Genomic DNA, 19,527 nt, shown 5'->3' on the forward strand with positions numbered 1-19,527 from the left:
GGGAGGAGGCCGACAGCACCGGCCGACGCGGACGCGGAACACCCGCCGCAGCCATCAGCGCAGCCACCTCCTCTTCGCTAGCCCCCGCCAGCGCCTCAATCACCCGATCGAGTGCCCCGCTCACGTCAGTGCGTGTGACCACTCGATGCGGGCGCCGGACCAGCGTTCTTGACCGTCAGCGGCAGCAGCTTCTTGCCGGTCGGGCCGATTTGTATGGCCGTGTCCATCTGCCGGCAGGCGCAGCAATAGTCACGACATCACCCGGGCTACTCCACCTCGATGCCGTAATCCTGGACGAGCTCCTCCAGGCCTCCCCTGTAGCCCTTTCCGCCCAGTACAAAGTCCCAGTCGCCACTTGACCTGCGGCGGAAAGAACCGAGGACCAACGCCGTTTCGCCTGCGCGGCCGTCAGAGACCTCAAGTCGGTCGAGGTCGCTCATCGACCGGTCGAGCAACCGGATACAGGCATCAGTGAAGCCGGAAAGATCCGCGTCCGGATTGACCTCAGGGTCCACGGCCGCGACCAGGACGAACCGGTCAGCGCCCTGCGGCAGCGCGTCGAAGGCGACTCTGATCGCCGCTTTGTCCGGCGCCGAGGCCGGCACCGCACGTACCGAACCATCCGGTGTCTGCGGGTTGTTGAAGAAGACGAAGTGGTCCTCGCTGAGGACCCGGTTCCCCGTGCAGACCAGTGCACAGACGTCCAACGCGACGTTGCCGGACCACATCATGCCGAGCACGTTGTAGTCATCAGGCGGAGTCGCGGGCCCGGGCGGCGCGGGCTGCGCGGGAGCCGGTCTCCCACCTTCTCCCAGACGTCCACGGAGCCCGTGCCGGTGCAGCAGGTCTACGAGTTCGCCGCCCGAGATCAGCTCCAGCGGCTTGCCGCGGGCGAAGGTGTGCGAACCGGGGCCGAATCCCGACGTCGTCACCAGAACGCCCTTGTTGGCGCCCGCGTCCTGGACCGTGCCGTACAGGTCGCGTACCGCGGTAGGCGGCACGGTGTTGCGGTAGCGCTTCACCTGGACGACGATCTTGCCGCCCCGGATGGGAGTCGGGTCCAGCGCGTCGACGTCCACGCCACCGTCGTTCGAACGCTGCGTCGTCACTGCCTGCATACCCATGGCACGGAACAGGTCGGCGACGAGGGCCTCGAACGCGATCGGATCCATGTCGTACAGGTCCGGCTCCTCGCCCCCGCCGCCATGGGTGACGACCTGATTCCCGACCTCCTCGGGCTGCCGACTCGGCCGCACCGAGGTGAGCTGGTCAGGACGGGTCGTGAGCTGCCCCCGAAGTGCCTCCGTCAGGCAGCTGGTCGCGTCCACCTGTTCCAAGTACAAGTCCGTGAAGGCGGCTCGCTGAGCCATGACGGTGGCCAGGTAGATGTGGGACTGCCTACCGGTCGCGGGGTCGGGGGCGTCAACGAAGCCGTTCAACGCCACCGAATCCACAATGCCGTGCTCATCCGCAGCGAAGAGCTGGTGCAGAACCAGCAGCACGCTCTGCGCCAGTACCTCTCGATACAGTGCACGGCGCTGCGTCACGGGGCGCGCCGTCTCCTTGTCCTGGTCCTGGGCCGGTACGTACTTCACCGCCTTGGCCTCCGGCGCGACGTCGTAACCCGGCAGCTCCCAGTTCAGCACCAACTGCCTGGCCGCCGGATCGAAGGCGGCCGCCAATTGCCGGGGAAAGCCTTCAGGCCAGGCGGTCGACGCGTAGAGGGCGGCGGAGAAGTACTCGACCACAAGGTCAGGGTCACCCCGCCTGACACCTGCCGTCACCTCGGTGATGCTCGCGTTGTGCCGTCGCACCTCGGCTCTCTGCGCCTCGGCCCTCTGCTCGTAGTCCCTCTGGAAGGCGGCCAGTTGCTGTTGCCGTTGCGCTTCGGCAGCCTGTGCCTGGTGCCAGTCGTGCTCGAAACGGGCCCGTGCCTCGGCCTCCGCCTGTGCACGCCGGTTGGCCGTCCAGCCGCCCTGCGCCCGGTACTGATTCTGGTCAGGCATGCGGACGGGCCACGCGAGCGGGCCCGGGTCGAACGGCGGGATGTTTTCCACACTCATCAAGGACGCTGCACTGAAAGCCGGCGCCCGGCATCCTTCGGTCAGAAGCCCCTGCAGTGTCGCGACCTGTGCGTCCAGCTCCTCGGTCCGTCGCCTGGCCTCCGCCTGCCGGTACTCCCGGTACTCCTGGGCCGCTCGTCGCTGGTGGGCACGCGCCGCTCGGTCTTCCTCTCGACGCCGTCTCTGCTCGGCCTCGATCTGGCGCTGATGCGTGCGCTGCGCCTCGGCCCACGTGTTGACGAAACCAGCAGAGCGACGACTCATGCGCTCAGGCCCTCCCCAGGACGTCGGCAGCACCGACCAAACTTTGGTTGCCCCCGCAACCAGTTGTGACAAACCGACTTTATCCAGCAATCACCGTCCCGGACATCCGCTTGCCACGGGCGACTCAAATCAGTGGTCCGCGCAGGTCCCAGCGCGCGCACAGCACGGCGACGCCATGTCCTGCGAGGCCTCCAGCCCCACCCAGAAACGACGGAGCCCCCTCCAAGTCGAAGGGGGCTTCGCGAGGTCTACAGCAGGCCTCACAGCGTCGCGAAGGCTCAGACCCACTCCACTTCAGAGTGGATGTCCGAGGCTCCCCTAGGCTCCGGCAGAGGCGTGTGCGGTACAACCGGGAGTACTGGCAGCCGACGGCTCGACGGACCCATAGCAGTCAGCACAGCGACCACCTCGTCCTCACTCGCCCCAGCCAAAGCCTCAACCACCCGATCGAGTGTCTCGCTCACGTCAGTGCGAGTGCCCGCTAGGCGCCGGCGCCGAGTTCTTGACCGTCAGAGGCAGGAGCTTCTTGCCGGTCGGGCCGATTTGTATGGCCGTGTCCATCTGCGGGCAGACGCCGCAGTCGAAGCACGGGGTCCAGCGGCAGTCCTCGACCTCGGTCTCGTCGAGGGAGTCCTGCCAGTCCTCCCAGAGCCAGTCCTTGTCGAGGCCGGAGTCGAGGTGGTCCCAGGGGAGGACTTCCTCGTAGGTGCGCTCGCGGGTCGTGTACCAGTCGACGCCCACGCCGAAGGCGGGGAGGGTCTTCTCGGCGCAGGCCATCCAGCGGTCGTACGAGAAGTGCTCGCGCCAGCCGTCGAAGCGGCCGCCGTCCTCGTAGACCGCGCGGATGACGGAGCCGATGCGGCGGTCGCCGCGGGAGAGCAGGCCCTCGACGATGCCGGGCTTGCCGTCGTGGTAGCGGAAGCCGATGGAGCGGCCGTACTTCTTGTCGCCGCGGATCTTGTCCCTCAGCTTCTCCAGGCGGGCGTCCGTTTCCTCCGCCGAAAGCTGCGGGGCCCACTGGAAGGGGGTGTGGGGCTTCGGGACGAAGCCGCCGATCGACACCGTGCAGCGGATGTCGTTCTGCCCGGAGACCTTGCGGCCCTCGGCGATCACTTTCATCGCCATGTCGGCGATCTGGAGGACGTCCTCGTCGGTCTCCGTCGGCAGGCCGCACATGAAGTACAGCTTCACCTGGCGCCAGCCGTTGCCGTAGGCGGTGGAGACCGTGCGGATCAGGTCGTCCTCCGAGACCATCTTGTTGATGACCTTGCGCATGCGCTCGCTGCCGCCCTCCGGCGCGAACGTCAGGCCCGAGCGGCGGCCGTTGCGGGTCAGCTCGTTCGCCAGGTCCACGTTGAAGGCGTCCACGCGGGTGGAGGGGAGGGAGAGGCCGATCTTGTCTTCCTCGTACCTGTCCGCCAGGCCCTTGGCGATGTCGCCGATCTCCGAGTGGTCGGCCGACGACAACGAAAGGAGGCCCACCTCCTCGAAGCCCGTTGCCTTCAGGCCCTTCTCCACCATGTCGCCGATGCCGGTGATCGAGCGCTCGCGCACGGGGCGCGTGATCATGCCCGCCTGGCAGAAGCGGCAGCCGCGCGTGCAGCCGCGGAAGATCTCGACCGACATGCGCTCGTGGACCGTCTCGGCCAGCGGGACCAGCGGCTGCTTGGGATACGGCCACTCGTCGAGGTCCATGACCGTGTGCTTGGACACGCGCCACGGGACGCCCGACTTGTTCGGGACGACGCGGGCGATACGGCCGTCGGAGAGGTACTCGACGTCGTAGAAGGCCGGGATGTAGACCGAGCCCGTCTTCGCGAGGCGGAAGAGGACCTCTTCGCGGCCACCCGGGCGGCCCTCCGCCTTCCAGGCGCGGATGATCTCGGTCATGTCGAGCACGGCCTGCTCGCCGTCGCCGATGATCGCCGCGTCGATGAAGTCGGCGATCGGCTCGGGGTTGAAGGCCGCGTGGCCGCCGGCCAGCACGATCGGGTCGTCGAGCGTTCGGTCCTTGGACTCCAGGGGGATCCCGGCCAGGTCCAGCGCCGCCAGCATGTTCGTGTAGCCCAGCTCCGTGGAGAAGGACAGGCCGAAGACGTCGAAGGCCTTCACCGGGCGGTGGCTGTCCACCGTGAACTGGGGAACCCGGTGCTCGCGCATCAGCTCCTCCAGGTCCGGCCACACGCTGTACGTGCGCTCGGCGAGGACGCCCTCGCGCTCGTTCAGTACCTCGTAGAGGATCATGACGCCCTGGTTGGGCAGCCCCACCTCGTAGGCGTCGGGGTACATCAGCGCCCAGCGGACGTCACAGGCGTCCCAGGGCTTGACCGTGGAGTTGAGCTCTCCGCCGACGTACTGGATCGGCTTCTGCACATGCGGGAGCAGAGCTTCGAGCTGCGGGAAGACCGACACAGCGGATTCGGCAGGCATCTCGCGAACCTTCGTGAGCTGACAGGGGTGACCATCTAGCGTAACGCGGCCGGAGGGACCCCCCGGACCGTCAGACCGCTCCCTGCCCCTCGATGGCCTCCCAGGCCTCCGGCAGCGCGGCTTCGACCGCCGCCGCCCGCTGCTCCTCGCGCCCGTACAGCACCCCGTACGTGAAGGAGCTCTCTCCCGCCGCGTACGCCAGCTCCGCGATTTCGCGCAGACTGTCACGGGCCATGACGCTGTCCTGGTGTTCGCCGAGCAGACTCTGCAATGACTTCATCGACTTGACCAGGGACTCGGCGGGCTTGCCCAGCGCGGGAGCCGCAGCCTCCGCCGCGTACCTGGTGCGCTTGGCCTTCTTGCGGGCCTCGTGCATCGCGTGGTCGCGGTCGGTGCCGGGCGGCAGGTCGAGGGCCTGCTCCACCAGGGCGGAGACCTTCTTCAACTCCTTCCGTACGGCTTTGGCGAGCACCTTCTCCGGATCGCTCGCGGCCGCCTGGCGCAGGGGGGGCTCCGCGAGGAGCGTGTCCTGCGCGGAGAGCAGGTCCAGGTACCGCTTGCCGTCCAGTACGGCGATCAGCCGGTCCCTGGAGCCGCTGCGCCGATCACGGGACCAGGTCTCCACGCGGTTGCGGACCGGGCCGACGACCAGGGCGTGCGACAGCTCGTCGAGCGCCGCCGTGAGCCGCTCGGTGAGTACCTCCTGGTCGCGGTCGACGCCCAGCTCGCCGGCAACCCACTTCAGCTCGTCCGCGATCGGATCGGTGACGGCACGGTCCAGGACCTTGCCGTACGAGCGGAAGGTGCTGCGCATCCGGCGGGTGGCGACGCGCATCTGGTGCACGGAGTCCTCCACCTCGAGGCGGACCGCTGGGTCGAGTTCCACGATCGCGTCGCGCTGGGCACGGACATAGGCGAGTACATGGTCCCCGGCGGTCGCCGGAGGCTGCTCCACGATCGTCTCGTGCTGCTTCTTGCCGCCGGTCTCCTCCAGCGCCCTGGCCAGCTTGGACGGCGACGTGGACCGGCGCAGTCCGGCCTTGCGGAGCTTCTTCTCGACCTTGTCGAGGAAAGCCGGGTCGCCGTCGTCGGCCAGCTCCACCTCCATCTCGGTCCACTCGGCGGTGCCCTCGTCACCGCTGAGCCGCTCGGCGCGGACGCGGTCGAGGCTGGCCTCGGCGAGCAGGGCGCCATCGGCGTCCACGAGGTGGCGGATGTCGCGGGTCGACCGCAGGCGGACGAGGGGGACGAGTTCCGCATCGCGCACGCGGGAGCGTACGAGGCCCTTCAGCGACTGGGGCAGGTCGTCGGAGAGCGGTGCGTGGACTTCGTCACGCACGCCCTCGGAGACGGGGAGTTTGAGGTGCCAGCCCGCGTCGGCTCCGCCGGTGCGGTGGCGGAGGGTGATGGAGGCTGCGGCGAGCCGCTGGTCGGGCGTGTCGTAGTAGGTGGCGTCCAGTTCGGCCACGCCCTTGTCGATGACGCCGGAGACTCCGGAGACGCCGGTCAGGTCCGGCAGGTCGGCGTCGTCGCCGGCCGGGGGGCCCTCGTACTTCCGCTCGATTTCGCGCTTTGTGTCCGCCATGAACTGAATCTAGTGGCAGCGGGGCCGGGATGGCAGTGCCGGAGCCCGCCAGGAAGGAACGGTTTTTCGCCCCCTTCGCCCCTACCCGTCACGTACCAGCCTTTCGGCTGCGGGTGGGTGGGGCTTGTCGCGCAGTTCCCCGCACCCCTGAAAGCGGCCCCCAGGGACGCTGCGGGTAGGGGCGGAGGGGGCGAAGACCCACCACCCCCACCCCGCCCTACGCCGACATGGGCCGCTGCACCCTGATCGACTGCAGCAACCCCACCGCCACCCACACCGCGAACATCGACGAGCCGCCGTAGGAGACGAAGGGCAGTGGGAGGCCCGCGACCGGCATGATGCCGAGGGTCATGCCGATGTTCTCGAAGGACTGGAAGGCGAACCAGGCGATGATGCCGGCGGCGACGATCGTGCCGTAGAGCTCGGTGGTCTCGCGCGCGATGCGGCAGGCGCGCCACAGGACCACGCCCAGCAGGAGCAGTATCAGGCCCGCGCCCACGAAGCCCAGCTCCTCGCCCGCGACCGTGAAGACGAAGTCCGTCTGCTGTTCGGGGACGAACTGGCCCGTCGTCTGCGAGCCGTGGCCGAGGCCTGTGCCGAAGAGGCCGCCCGAGCCGATGGCGATGCGGGCCTGGTTGGTGTTGTAGCCGACGCCGGCCGGGTCGAGGTCGGGGTTGGCGAAGGCGGCGAAGCGGTTGATCTGGTACTCGTCCAGGATGTGGAGCTGCCAGACGGCGATCGCGCCCAGAGCGCCTGTGGCGAGCAGGCCGAAGACCCAGCGGTTGGAGGCCCCCGACGCCAGCAGTACGCCCAGGATGATGATCACCATGACCATGACCGAGCCGAGGTCGGGCATGAGCAGGACGATCATGATCGGGACGGCGGCCAGGCCGAGGGACTGCAGCACCGTGCGGTGATCCGGGTACTGCTTGTCACCGGCGTCGACCCTCGCCGCCAGCAGCATCGCCATGCCGAGGATGATCGTGATCTTCACGAACTCCGACGGTTGCAGGGAAAAGCCGCCGCCCAGGACGATCCAGGCGTGCGCGCCGTTGACCGTCGCGCCCAGCGGGGTCAGCACCATCAGGATCAGGGAGACCGAGAGGCCGTACAGGATCGGCACGGCCGTGCGCAGGGTGCGGTGGCCGAGCCAGATCGTGCCGATCATCAGGCCGAAGCCGATGCCGGTGTTCATGAGATGGCGGATGAGGAAGTAGTACGGATCGCCCTGGTTGATCTCGGTGCGGTTGCGGGTCGCCGAGTAGACGAGCGCCGAGCCGATCATCGAGAGCGCGATGGCCGAGAGGAGTATCGGCCAGTCGAGGCGGCGGGCGAGCGAGTCGCGGGCGAACAGGCGGGTCCAGCGCGCACGCTCGGGTCCGTATCCGGAGACGGAGAAGTTGTTCGCTCCGGTCACGTCAGCCTCCCCCGCCGCTTCGTCACTCTGGTCATGTCTGGTTCCTCTGCCGCTGCGTCGCTCCGGTCGTCATGTCAGGAGCCTCCGCCTCTTCTTCGGGCGGGCCGTGCGCCTACGGGTATCGCGGTTGCTGTCGGTCGGCGACGGCGTCGTACCGGCGGGCAGTTGCTGGTCGGTGGCCCCGGGTGAGGGGGACGCACTGGCGTGCTGGTCCTTGGCCGGGTCCTTGGAAATGGCCGGGGCGTCGATCGAGCCGTCGGACTGGATCTTCGGCAGGCTCTTCTCCGGGGTGGGCAGCAGGGCCTTCTTGTTGTCGATCGAGCCGTCGGACTGGACGCCATACAGCGCGTTGTAGATGTTGCGCACGGCCTCACCGGAGGCGCCGGATCCCGTACCGGCCTGGGCGATCGTCATGACGACCGTGTAGTCCTTGCTGTACGTGGAGAACCACGACGTGGTCTGCTTGCCGTAGACCTCGGCAGTACCCGTCTTGGCGTGCAGCGCGATCTTGTCCTGCGGCCAGCCGCCGAACTTCCAGGCGGCGGTACCACGGGTGACCACGCCCGCGAGGGCCTCGTCCATGCCCTTGAGCGCCGCCTTGTTGACCGGCAGCTTGCCCTTGGCCTTCGGCTTGATGTCCTGGACGGTCTTGCCGTCGGGGCTGACGATCGCCTTGCCGATGGTCGGCTGGTACATGGTGCCGCCGTTGGCGAGCGCGCCGTAGATCACGGCCTCCTGGATCGGCGTGACGAGGGTGTCACCCTGGCCGATGGAGTAGTTGATCTCGTCACCCTCGCGCATCTTGTTGCCTTCGAGGCAGTTCTCGTACGCGATCTTCTCAACGTAACTGCCGTCCTTCTTACCCGTCTTGCACCAGGCGTCCTTGTTGGCCTTCCAGTAGCTCTCCTTCCACTGGCGGTCCGGGACGCGGCCGGTGACCTCGTTGGGCAGGTCGACGCCGGTCTCCTTGCCGAGGCCGAACTGGTGGGCGGCCTTGAAGAAGTAGTCCTTGGGCTCGCCCTTCTTCGGGTTGATGCCGCCGTCCTTCTTCCACTCCCTGTCGGCGAGGCCGTAGAAGACGGTGTCGCAGGAGACCTCCAGGGCGCGGCCGAGCGAGATCGGGCCGAAGCTCTCCCCCTCGAAGTTCTTGAAGACCTGACCGCCCACCGAGTACGAGCTGGTGCACGGGTAGCCGCCGTCCCACTCGTAGCCGGCCTCGACCGCGGCGGCCGTGGAGACCACCTTGAAGGTCGAACCGGGCGCGGACTGACCCTGTATGGCCCTGTTGAGCAGCGGGTAGTCGGATTTCTTCCCGGTGAGGTTCTTGTAGTCCTTGGCGGAGATGCCGCCGACCCAGACGTTCGGGTCGTATGTCGGAGCGGACGCCATGGCGACGATCCGGCCGGTCTTGGCCTCCATCACGACGACGGCGCCCGAGTCGGCCTTGTAGTTCTCGCCGGTGATCTTGTCGAACTGTTGACGGGCGACCTTCATCGCGTTGTTCAGCTCGTATTCGGCGACGCGCTGGACGCGGGAGTCGATGCTGGTGACGAGGTTGGAGCCGGGCTCGGCGGCGTCGCTCTCGGCCTTGCCGATGACCCGGCCGAGGTTGTCGACCTCGTAGCGGGTGACGCCGGCCTTGCCGCGCAGCTCCTTGTCGTACTGGCGCTCCAGGCCGCTGCGGCCGACCTGGTCGGAGCGGAGGTAGGGCGAGTCGCTGTCCTTGGCCTTGGTGATCTCGTCGTCGGTGACGGGCGAGAGGTAGCCGAGGACCTGCGCGGTGTTGGACTTGCCGGGGGCGGCGTAGCGGCGCACGGCCTCGGGCTCGGCGGTGATGCCGGGGAAGTCCTCGGAGCGCTCGCGGATCTGCAGAGCCTGCTGGGTGGTGGCCTCGTCGGTGACGGGGATCGGCTGGTAGGGCGAGCCGTTCCAGCAGGGCTGCGGCGTCTTGGCGTCGCAGAGGCGCACCTTCTCCATGACCTCTTGGGGCTTCATGCCCAGGACCCCGGCGAGCTTGGTGAGGACGGCCTTGCCGTCGTCCTTCATCTTCAGCAGGTCGGTACGGGAGGCGGAGACCACGAGCCGGGTCTCGTTGTCGGCGATCGGCACCCCGCGCGCGTCCAGGATCGAGCCGCGCACGGCGGGCTGCACGACCTGCTGGACGTGGTTGCCGGACGCTTCCTTGGCGTACTCGTCGCCGTTGCGGATCTGGAGATACCAGAGGCGTCCGCCGAGGGTGCCGAGGAGGGAGAGTACGAGAATCTGGATGACGACGAGTCGGATCTGGACCCGTGGGGTCCGACCGGTCTCGGGGATGTTGGTCACTGCTGCTGCCTCCCCCTCTCAGTGTGTGTACGAGACATACGAGTACACGGTGAACCTGTGTGCGGCGACGCCGCGGTCGCCCAACTTCCGTGACACGAGCGGCGCTTGAGGTCCCCGCACGGCTGTCCTCACGGCTCTCCTCACGGCTGTGCGCGCAACCGCACTCGCAGGTGTCCGCGCAGTTGTCCTCACCGCCGTCCTCACCCCTGTCCTCACAGCCGCTTGACCCCCTTGATGCGTCCCGCGCGGGCGACGCGCGCCTTGGCGGCCTTCACCCGAAATCCGCCGCGCTGCCTGCCGATGCGCAGCCCGGTGCCGGACGACAGCCAGCCCGCGGAGACGTCGGCCGCCTTGGCGGATGTGCCAGCCTCGGCGAGCGGATTGTTCTCGGCGCGCCGGGCCAGGGCCATCAGCGCCGGGACGACGAACGGCGCGAGCAGCAGGTCGTACAGGGCTGCCGTGAACAGCAGGCTGCCGAGGCCGACATGGCGGGCTGCGGTGTCGCCGACGAGGGCGCCGACACCGGCGTACAGCAGGGTGGAGCCGACCGCGGCGGCGACGACCACGGCCATCGGGCCGGTCGCGGACTTGAGCTGGCCGTTCTCCGGCTTCACCAGTCCGGCGAGGTATCCGATGACGCACAGTACGAGGGCATAGCGCCCGGCGGCGTGGTCGGCGGGTGGGGCGAGGTCGGCGAGCAGGCCCGCGCCGAAGCCGATGAGGGCGCCGCTGACATGGCCGTAGACCATGGCCAGGGCCAGCACGGTCAGCAGCATCAGGTCCGGGACGGCGCCCGGGAGGTGGAGTCGGGCGAGCACGCTCACCTGGATCACCAGGGCGACGACCACCAGGGTGGCGGAGAGCAGCATCCGGTTGAAACGCATGGGATTCGGCTCCTCCTGCTACTGCTGCTGGTCGTCGAAGGACACGGACTCCGAGGGGGTGACCGTCACGGTCACCGTCGGTCTGGGCGTCGGCTTGGGTTTCGGCGGCAGCACGGTGTCGCGCGGGTCCTTACTGGGGGCTTGTACGACGACACCGACGATGTCGAGCTTGGTGAACGAGACGAAGGGCTTGACGTAGATCGTGCGGGTCAGGTCGCCGCCGGAGGGGTCCACGCGGGACACCACGCCGACCGGGACGCCGGGCACGAACGGCTTGTCGGCCTGCGAGCCGAAGGTGACCAGACGGTCGCCCTTGTTGATCTTCGCCTTGCCGTTGAGCAGTTCCACCCGCAGCGGGCGGTCGCCCTGTCCGGAGGCGAAGCCGAGTTCGTCGCTCGTTTCCATCCGCGTACCGACGGTGAAATCGGGGTCGTTGGCGAGCAGCACGGTGGCCGTGTTCGGCCCGACGGTGGTGACCCGGCCGACCAGACCGTCCCCGTTCAGCACGGTCATGTCGCGCTTGATGCCGTCGTTGGCGCCGACGTCGATGGTCACGGTCCAGGAGAAGCCCTGGGCCGCCCCTATGGCGATGACCTCGGCACCCTTGATGCCGTACTGGCCCTCGGCCGCCACGTTGATCATCTTGTTGAGCTGCTTGAGGCGGCTGCGGTTGCGGTCGTCGCTGCCGAGCTTCGCCTTCAACGCGGCGTTGTCGTGCTCGAGTTGGGCGATGCGGTCGTGCCGGTCGCCCGAGTCGCGAATCGCCGAGATCGCGTTGCCGACGGGATCGACCGCGGACGACACCCCGTTCTCGATCGGGCCGAAGACCGTCGCGGCGGCCTGGCGGGCACCGTCGACCGGTGAGTCCTGCCCACCGCGGATGTCCACCGTGATCAGTGCGAACGCGATGGCGATCAGCAGCACCAGGAGCAGCCGGCTCTCTCGTGTGTCCCTCACGTGCGGCGGCCGTGCCTTCCTCATTGGATTGGGTCAACAGGGGCGCACCCCGAGCAGAAGAACGCCCATGGGTGTGATGAGGCTGTTATGGGGGGGTGTTGTGCGTGGCTGGTGTGGAGGCCGTTGTGGGGCTTGTGTGGGGGCTGTTATGGGAGAGCTTATGACTCTATGCCGGAGGAGTTTATGCCTCCATACCAACGATCCGCCGTACGAGAAGGGTTCATCTCGTACGGCGGAATCGAAGTGTTGCTTCATCTGCGCGGCTGGGCGTCCAGGACCTGCTGGAGCGCCTCGAACTCCTCGACGCACTTGCCGGAGCCGAGCGCCACGCTGTCCAGCGGGTCCTCGGCGATGTGGATCGGCATACCGGTCTCGCGGCGCAGCCGCTCGTCGAGGCCGCGCAGCAGGGCGCCGCCGCCGGTCAGAACGATTCCACGGTCCATCACATCGCCGGACAGCTCCGGCGGACACTTGTCGAGGGTCGTCTTCACGGCGTCGACGATGGCGTTGACGGGTTCCTCGATCGCCTTGCGCACCTCGGCCGCCGAGATGACCACGGTCTTGGGCAGCCCGGAGACAAGATCCCGGCCGCGGATTTCGGTGTGTTCGTCATTGTCGAGGTCGTACGCCGAACCGATCGTGATCTTGATCTGTTCGGCAGTCCGCTCACCGAGAAGAAGGCTGTACTCCTTCTTGATGTGCTGGATGATTGCGTTGTCCAACTCGTCGCCCGCGACGCGGATGGACTGGGCGGTGACAATGCCGCCGAGCGAGATGACCGCGACCTCCGTGGTGCCGCCGCCGATGTCCACCACCATGTTGCCCGTGGCCTCGTGGACCGGCAGGCCGGATCCGATGGCCGCGGCCATGGGCTCCTCGATGATGTGCACCTGACGTGCGCCGGCCTGGGACGACGCCTCGATGACGGCACGGCGCTCGACACCCGTGATGCCCGAGGGCACACAGACGACGACACGGGGGCGGGCGAGGTAGCGCCGCTTGTGAATCTTCAGAATGAAGTAGCGGAGCATGCGCTCGGTGATCTCGAAGTCGGCGATGACACCGTCCTTCAGCGGGCGCACTGCAACGATGTTGCCCGGCGTCCGCCCGATCATCTTCTTCGCTTCCGCGCCGACCGCGAGGATCCCGCCGGTGTTGGTGTTGATCGCGACGACGGACGGTTCGTTGAGTACGATCCCGCGACCCCTGACGTACACCAGCGTGTTGGCGGTCCCGAGGTCGACAGCCATGTCACGGCCGATGAACGACATTGAGTTCCCCATCAGGATTCGTCTGGCCTTCCCAAGTGGAGCTTTGACGGCTTTTTAGGACGGCGAGTTGGGTGCAGTGACGTGAAGGCTTCCATCGTAGACGCGCCTGCCCGAACACTGCGCGAGGGTCTTCGCCATTGTCAGCAGATGACGAGCCGCCCCGCTTGTGGAGACGGTCCATCGGGGGAACGCGTTCCCCCGATCGGCACGCATATGCCACGGGACGACCGAAAAGAATCGGCCGTCCCAGGTCAGGCATCCGAGTGACGTGACGGTGCCTCAGAAAAAATGTTGGAAAATTGATCTCGGCGTGATGTCCGCGCGGCGCTTCGAACGACCCCCGTGCGACGCTTCGGACGATGTCCGGAGGACGCTCAGACGCGGCCGGGGAAGAAGATCTTCAGCTCGCGCTCGGCGGACTCCTCGGAGTCGGAGGCGTGGATCAGGTTCTCGCGGACGATCACGCCGTAGTCGCCGCGGATGGAGCCGGGGGCGGCCGCGATCGGGTCGGTCGGACCCGCCAGCGCCCTGAGGCCCTCGATCACGCGCTCGCCCTCGACGACCAGCACGACGACGGGCCCGGACGCCATGAACTCCACCAGCGGCTCGTAGAAGGGCTTGCCCTTGTGCTCTCCGTAGTGCTGCTCCAGCGTGTCCTGGTCCAGCGTCCGCAGCTCCAGCGCGGTGATCTGCCAGCCGGCCTTGCGCTCGATACGGCTGATGATCTCGCCGGTCAGGCCGCGACGAACGGCGTCGGGCTTGAGAAGGACGAGGGTGCGCTGGCTCACGGGGTGGCTCCTTCAGGTCACAAGTGTGCGGGTCACCGAGGCTACAGGGCGTAGCCGGGTGCCCTTTCAGCCCGTCCGACGTTTGGCCTGCAGCCCGTCCGGCGTTTGAGGATGAGGCCGTTCAGGCCGAAGCGGGGGGTCTGGGGGGCGCCAGCCCCCGGATGCGGGACGGGTAGGGGCGGAGGGGGCGATGAAACGCGACGGCCACCCCTACGCCGGGTTCCCCCCGGCCTCGGCCGGCGTGGACGCCGACGCCTGCGCCTGCGCCTGCGCCTGCGCCTGCGCCTGCGCCGCAAACCTCGCCTTCGCCTCGTCGATCTTCCGCCCGTAGTGCACCGACGCCCACCACAGCGCGGCGAAGATCGCCCCCAGGAAGAACATCGACGGCACCACGAACCCACTCGCGATCAGCGCGATCTGCAGCGCCCAGCCGAGCTGGACACCCCCGGGCCGCGTGATCATGCCGCACAGCAGCACGCTCAGCGCCATGACGACCCCGCAGACCGTCCACACCGTGGACGTCGAAAGGTCGGGGTCCTTCATGGCGACGAGCCCGGCGAAGCCGATGACGAAGAACTCGCCGATCAGCGTGGAAGCACAGAGCGTACGCACAGTGGTCAGCCCCTCCCCAGGAGCAGTCGGGCCTCGCCGACGGTGATGACGGAACCGGTGACCAGTACGCCCCCGCCCGCGTACTCGCCCTCTTCCTCGGCGAGCGTGATCGCGGCCTCCAGCGCGTCGTCGAGCCGCGGCTCGACCTGCACCCGGTCCTCGCCGAAGACCTCCACGGCGATCCCGGCCAGCTCGTCCGCGTCCATCGCGCGATGACTGGAGTTCTGCGTGACGACGACCTCGGCGAAGATCGGCTCGAAGGCTTCGAGCAGCCCCCGTACGTTCTTGTCGCCGCTCGCGCCGACGACCCCGATCAGCCGGCTGAAGTCGAAGACCTCGCTGACGGCCTCGGCGGTGGCGCGGGCGCCCGCCGGATTGTGCGCGGCGTCCACGACGACGGTCGGCGAGCGGCGTACGACCTCCAGACGGCCCGGCGAGGTCACCGAGGCGAAGGCCTTGCGGACGGTGTCGATGTCGAGCCGCTGGGCGTGCGCGGAACCGACACCGAAGAACGCCTCGACGGCGGCGAGCGCCACGGCCGCGTTGTGCGCCTGGTAGGCGCCGTGCAGCGGCAGGAAGATCTCTTCGTACTCGCCGCCGAGTCCGCGCAGCGTCACCAGCTGCCCGCCCACGGCGACCTGTCGCGCGACCACCCCGAACTCCAGGCCCTCCCGGGCCACGGTGGCGTCGACCTCGACGGCTTTCTTCAGCAGCACCTGGGCCGCGTCCACCGGCTGCTGCGCCAGGATGACTGTGGCGTCCTGCTTGACGATGCCGGCCTTCTCCGTGGCGATCTCGCCGGGCGTCTCGCCGAGCCGGTCGGTGTGGTCGAGATCGATGGGCGTGACGACGGCGACGTCTCCGTCGATGACGTTGGTGGCGTCCCAGCTGCCGCCCATGCCGACCTCGACGACGGCTACGTCGACGGGAGCGTCCGCGAAGGCCGCGTAGGCCATGCCGGTCAGCACCTCGAAGAACGACAGCCGGTACTCCTGCTGCCCGTCGACCATCTCCACGTACGGCTTGATGTCGTTGTACGTCTCGATGAACCGCTCGGCGGAGATCGGGGCGCCGTCGAGGCTGATCCGCTCGGTGATCGACTGCACGTGGGGGCTGGTGTAGCGGCCGGTGCGCAGGTCGAAGGCGCCCAGCAGGGCCTCGATCATGCGGGCGGTGGAGGTCTTGCCGTTCGTGCCCGTGATGTGGATCGAGGGGTACGCGCGCTGCGGCTCCCCGAGGACGTCCACCAGCGCGGCGATACGGCTGACCGACGGCTCCAGCTTGGTCTCGCCCCAGCGGGTCGCCAGCTCCGCCTCGACCTCGCGCAGTGCCTTGTCGACCTCGGGGTCGGCCGGGCGGACGGGGACGTCGGCCTGCCGGCCGTCGGCGCCCTGCGTGCGCAGGGTGCGGCTGCCGGCCTCGATCACCGCGAGGTCGGGGTCCCGGTCGGTCTCGGCCGCGACGATCTCGTCGAAGAGACCGAGCGAATCGCGCGGCTCCGGCTCGTCTGACTCGCTGCTGTCGTGCGGGGGGAGGTCACTCACGAGGCCAGTCTACGGAGCCGCCGCTGTGTCTGGGCGTGTGGGGGTTTCGCCCCCTCCGCCCCTGCCCGTCCCGTACCTGGGACTGCGCCCCAGACCCCGCTGGGTTGTTCCTTCGCTGCGGGCCGGTGGGGGTTGTTCGTGCGGTTCCCCGCGCCTCTGAAGGGGCGCGGGGAACCGCACGATCAGGGCGGAGGGGGCGAAACCTCTACCTCGCCGGCAGCTCCGTCAGCACCTCGTACCTGCCGTCCTGGCGCCCCGCCGAGAAGGAGCCGCCGACCGTGCGGGCTCGCTCCGCCATCCCGGCGGTGCCGGTCCCCGCGGAGACCAGGGCGGACGGCACGACGGCGGGCACGCGGTTGCGGACCTCCACCCGCAACCGCCCCGCCGCGACCAGGACGTGCACCTGCACGGTCTCACCGGGCGCGTGCTTCGCCGCGTTCGTGAGGCACTCCTGCACCACCCGGTGCACAGCGGCCTGGCGGAGCGGCGACAGCCGGTACGCCGCACCGTCGACGAGCAGCTCGTCGGGGCTGCCGGCCCGCTCACTCGCCGCCGCCAGCGCGGGCAACGCGTCCAGCCCGGGCGTGGGCGCACCGTCGACACCCCGCTGGACGATGATCTCGTTCAACATCTGATGGGCACCGCGCGCGGTCTCCGACAGTTCTTCGAAGCCGTCCGTCGTACGACGGACGAAGGCCCCAGGAACCATGGAGGTTCCGGGGGCCTTCGCTCACGTACAACCGGCGGCTACGCCTCCGGCAGGCGGTCCAGCTGCGCCTTGATACGGGCGATGTCCTCGTCCGCCTTGGCGAGCCGCGTGCGGATCTTCTCCACGACGTGGTCCGGGGCCTTGGCGAGGAACGCCTCGTTGCCGAGCTTGGCGTTCGCCTGGGCCTTCTCCTTCTCGGCGGCGGCGAGGTCCTTGGCGAGGCGCTTGCGCTCCGCTGCGACGTCGATCGTGCCGGAGAGGTCGAGCGCGACGGAGGTGCCCGCGACCGGCAGCGTCGCCGTGGCCGAGAAGCTCTCGCCCTCCGGCTGGAGGCGCAGCAGCTGGCGGATGGCCGTCTCGTGCGGGGCCAGCGCGGTCCCGTCGAGGGTCAGCCGGGCCGGGACGCGCTGGCCGGGCTGCAGGCCCTGGTCGGCACGGAAGCGGCGGACCTCCGTGATGACCTGCTGGAGCGTCTCGATCTCCCGCTCGGCGGCGGCGTCGCGGAAGCCACTGTCCTTGGGCCACTCGGCGATGACGATCGACTCGCCACCGGTGAGCGTGGTCCAGAGGGTCTCCGTGACGAACGGGACGATCGGGTGGAGGAGACGCAGGGTCACGTCCAGGACCTCGCCGAGGACCCGGCCGGAGACCTTCGCAGGCTCGCCGCCGCCCATGAACGTCGTCTTGGACAGCTCGACGTACCAGTCGAAGACCTCGTCCCACGCGAAGTGGAACAGGGCGTCGGACAGCTTGGCGAACTGGAAGTCGTCATACAGGGCGTCGACCTCGGAGACCACCGAGTTCAGGCGGGACAGGATCCAGCGGTCGGTGGCCGACATCTGCTCGGGCGAGGGCAGCGGGCCCTCGACCGTCGCGCCGTTCATCAGCGCGAAGCGCGTGGCGTTCCAGATCTTGTTGGCGAAGTTGCGGGAGCCCTGGACCCAGTCCTCGCCGATCGGGACGTCGACGCCGGGGTTGGCGCCGCGGGCGAGCGTGAAGCGCAGGGCGTCGGAGCCGTACTTGTCCATCCAGTCCAGCGGGTTGACCGCGTTGCCGAAGGACTTCGACATCTTCTTGCCGAACTGGTCGCGGACCATGCCGTGCAGGGCGATGGTGTGGAACGGCGGGGTGCCGTCCATCGCGTACAGGCCGAACATCATCATCCGGGCGACCCAGAAGAAGAGGATGTCGTAGCCGGTGACCAGGACGGAGTTCGGGTAGAACTTCGCGAGCGACTCGGTCTGTTCGGGCCAGCCGAGGGTCGAGAAGGGCCACAGGCCGGAGGAGAACCAGGTGTCGAGGACGTCCGTGTCCTGGTGCCAGCCCTCGCCGGTCGGGGCCTCGTCGTCGGGGCCGACGCAGACGACCTCACCGTTCGGGCCGTACCAGACCGGAATCCGGTGACCCCACCACAACTGCCGTGAGATGCACCAGTCGTGGAGGTTGTCGACCCAGTCGAAGTACCGCTTCTCCATCTCCTGCGGATGGATCTTGACCTTGCCCTCGCGGACCGCGTCACCGGCCGCCTTCGCCAGCGGGCCGACCTTGACCCACCACTGCATGGAGAGCCGGGGCTCGATCGTCGTCTTGCAGCGCGAGCAGTGGCCGACGCTGTGGACGTACGGCCGCTTCTCGGCGACGATCCGGCCCTCGGCGCGCAGGGCGGCGACGATGGCGGAGCGGGCCTCGAGGCGGTCCAGGCCCTGGAAGGGACCGTGGGCGGTGATGACGGCGTGCTCGTCCATCACGGTGAGGGCCGGCAGGTTGTGACGCTGGCCGATCTCGAAGTCGTTCGGGTCGTGGGCCGGAGTCACCTTGACGGCGCCGGTGCCGAACTCGGGGTCGACGTGCTCGTCGGCGACGACCGGGATGGAACGGTCGGTCAGCGGCAGCCTGATGAGCTTGCCGACCAGGTGCTTGTACCGCTCGTCCTCGGGGTGAACGGCGACGGCCGTGTCACCGAGCATGGTCTCGGCACGGGTGGTGGCGACGACGATCGTGTCGTCCCCGTCGCCGTACTTCATCGAGACGAGCTCGCCGTCGTCGTCCTGGTACTCGACCTCGATGTCCGAGATCGCGGTCAGACAGCGCGGACACCAGTTGATGATGCGCTCGGCGCGGTAGATCAGCTCGTCGTCGTAGAGCCGCTTGAAGATGGTCTGAACGGCCTGCGAGAGCCCTTCGTCCATGGTGAAGCGTTCACGGGACCAGGCGACGCCGTCACCGAGGCGACGCATCTGCCCGGAGATCTGCCCGCCGGACTCGGCCTTCCACTGCCACACGCGCTCGACGAAGGCTTCGCGCCCCAGATCGTGCCGGGACTTGCCCTCCTTGCCCAGCTCCCGCTCGACGACGTTCTGCGTGGCGATGCCGGCGTGGTCCATGCCGGGCTGCCACAGCGTCTCGTAGCCCTGCATGCGCTTGCGGCGCGTGAGGGCGTCGATGAGGGTGTGCTCGAAGGCGTGCCCGAGGTGCAGGCTGCCCGTGACGTTCGGCGGCGGGATGACGACGGTGTACGGAGGCTTGTCACTCTTGGCGTCGGCCTCGAAGTAACCCCGCTCTACCCAGCGCTCGTACAGCGGCCCCTCTACATCGGCCGGCGCGTACTGGGTCGGCAGTTCGGTGTGGGGCGCTGATGGCTGCTGCTGAGCGTTGTCGGTCACGGGGTCAGTTTAGGG

13 protein-coding genes are annotated in these 19,527 nt (G+C 68.5%); all 13 read right to left on the minus strand.

What is annotated here, in order from left to right:
- Nucleotides 1-266: 266 nt before the first annotated feature.
- Nucleotides 267-2,327 carry a restriction endonuclease gene (locus ACZ4RZ_RS12240; RefSeq protein ID WP_467744324.1) on the minus strand — a complete coding sequence of 687 codons (2,061 nt, stop codon included), beginning with the start codon at nt 2,325-2,327 and terminating at the stop codon, nt 267-269.
- A gap of 465 nt (nt 2,328-2,792) precedes the next feature.
- Nucleotides 2,793-4,757 carry a TIGR03960 family B12-binding radical SAM protein gene (locus tag ACZ4RZ_RS12245; RefSeq protein WP_467743894.1) on the minus strand — a complete coding sequence of 655 codons (1,965 nt, stop codon included), beginning with the start codon at nt 4,755-4,757 and terminating at the stop codon, nt 2,793-2,795.
- Nucleotides 4,758-4,827: 70 nt separating this feature from the next.
- Nucleotides 4,828-6,342, minus strand: coding sequence for a CYTH and CHAD domain-containing protein (locus tag ACZ4RZ_RS12250; RefSeq protein ID WP_467743895.1), 1,515 nt, complete (start codon nt 6,340-6,342; stop codon nt 4,828-4,830).
- A 217-nt stretch (nt 6,343-6,559) separates the two neighbouring features.
- On the minus strand, nt 6,560-7,759 hold the full coding sequence (gene rodA / locus ACZ4RZ_RS12255) for a rod shape-determining protein RodA (RefSeq protein ID WP_467743896.1): 1,200 nt from the start codon (nt 7,757-7,759) through the stop codon (nt 6,560-6,562).
- 69 nt (nt 7,760-7,828) lie between these two features.
- Nucleotides 7,829-10,084, minus strand: a complete 2,256-nt coding sequence (mrdA, locus tag ACZ4RZ_RS12260; RefSeq protein WP_467743897.1) for a penicillin-binding protein 2 — start codon at nt 10,082-10,084, stop codon at nt 7,829-7,831.
- Between the two features lie 212 nt (nt 10,085-10,296).
- Nucleotides 10,297-10,968 (minus strand): rod shape-determining protein MreD, encoded by a 672-nt coding sequence (mreD, locus tag ACZ4RZ_RS12265; protein WP_467743898.1) that lies wholly within the window; start codon nt 10,966-10,968, stop codon nt 10,297-10,299.
- Nucleotides 10,969-10,986: 18 nt separating this feature from the next.
- Nucleotides 10,987-11,925 carry a rod shape-determining protein MreC gene (gene mreC, locus ACZ4RZ_RS12270; protein WP_467743899.1) on the minus strand — a complete coding sequence of 313 codons (939 nt, stop codon included), beginning with the start codon at nt 11,923-11,925 and terminating at the stop codon, nt 10,987-10,989.
- Between the two features lie 251 nt (nt 11,926-12,176).
- Complete coding sequence (locus ACZ4RZ_RS12275; protein ID WP_037747701.1) at nt 12,177-13,196, minus strand: rod shape-determining protein; 1,020 nt, start codon at nt 13,194-13,196, stop codon at nt 12,177-12,179.
- Between the two features lie 374 nt (nt 13,197-13,570).
- Nucleotides 13,571-13,984: a nucleoside-diphosphate kinase gene (gene ndk / locus ACZ4RZ_RS12280; RefSeq protein WP_467743900.1), complete on the minus strand. Its 414-nt coding sequence runs from the start codon at nt 13,982-13,984 to the stop codon at nt 13,571-13,573.
- 210 nt (nt 13,985-14,194) lie between these two features.
- Complete coding sequence (locus tag ACZ4RZ_RS12285) at nt 14,195-14,596, minus strand: DUF4233 domain-containing protein (protein WP_467743901.1); 402 nt, start codon at nt 14,594-14,596, stop codon at nt 14,195-14,197.
- Between the two features lie 5 nt (nt 14,597-14,601).
- Nucleotides 14,602-16,140, minus strand: coding sequence for a bifunctional tetrahydrofolate synthase/dihydrofolate synthase (gene folC, locus ACZ4RZ_RS12290; RefSeq protein ID WP_467743902.1), 1,539 nt, complete (start codon nt 16,138-16,140; stop codon nt 14,602-14,604).
- 205 nt (nt 16,141-16,345) lie between these two features.
- Nucleotides 16,346-16,849 (minus strand): sensor histidine kinase, encoded by a 504-nt coding sequence (locus tag ACZ4RZ_RS12295; RefSeq protein ID WP_467743903.1) that lies wholly within the window; start codon nt 16,847-16,849, stop codon nt 16,346-16,348.
- 38 nt (nt 16,850-16,887) lie between these two features.
- Nucleotides 16,888-19,512, minus strand: a complete 2,625-nt coding sequence (locus tag ACZ4RZ_RS12300) for a valine--tRNA ligase (protein ID WP_467743904.1) — start codon at nt 19,510-19,512, stop codon at nt 16,888-16,890.
- Nucleotides 19,513-19,527 lie beyond the last annotated feature (15 nt).

It is taken from the genome of Streptomyces sp. NPDC027189 (assembly GCF_055566975.1).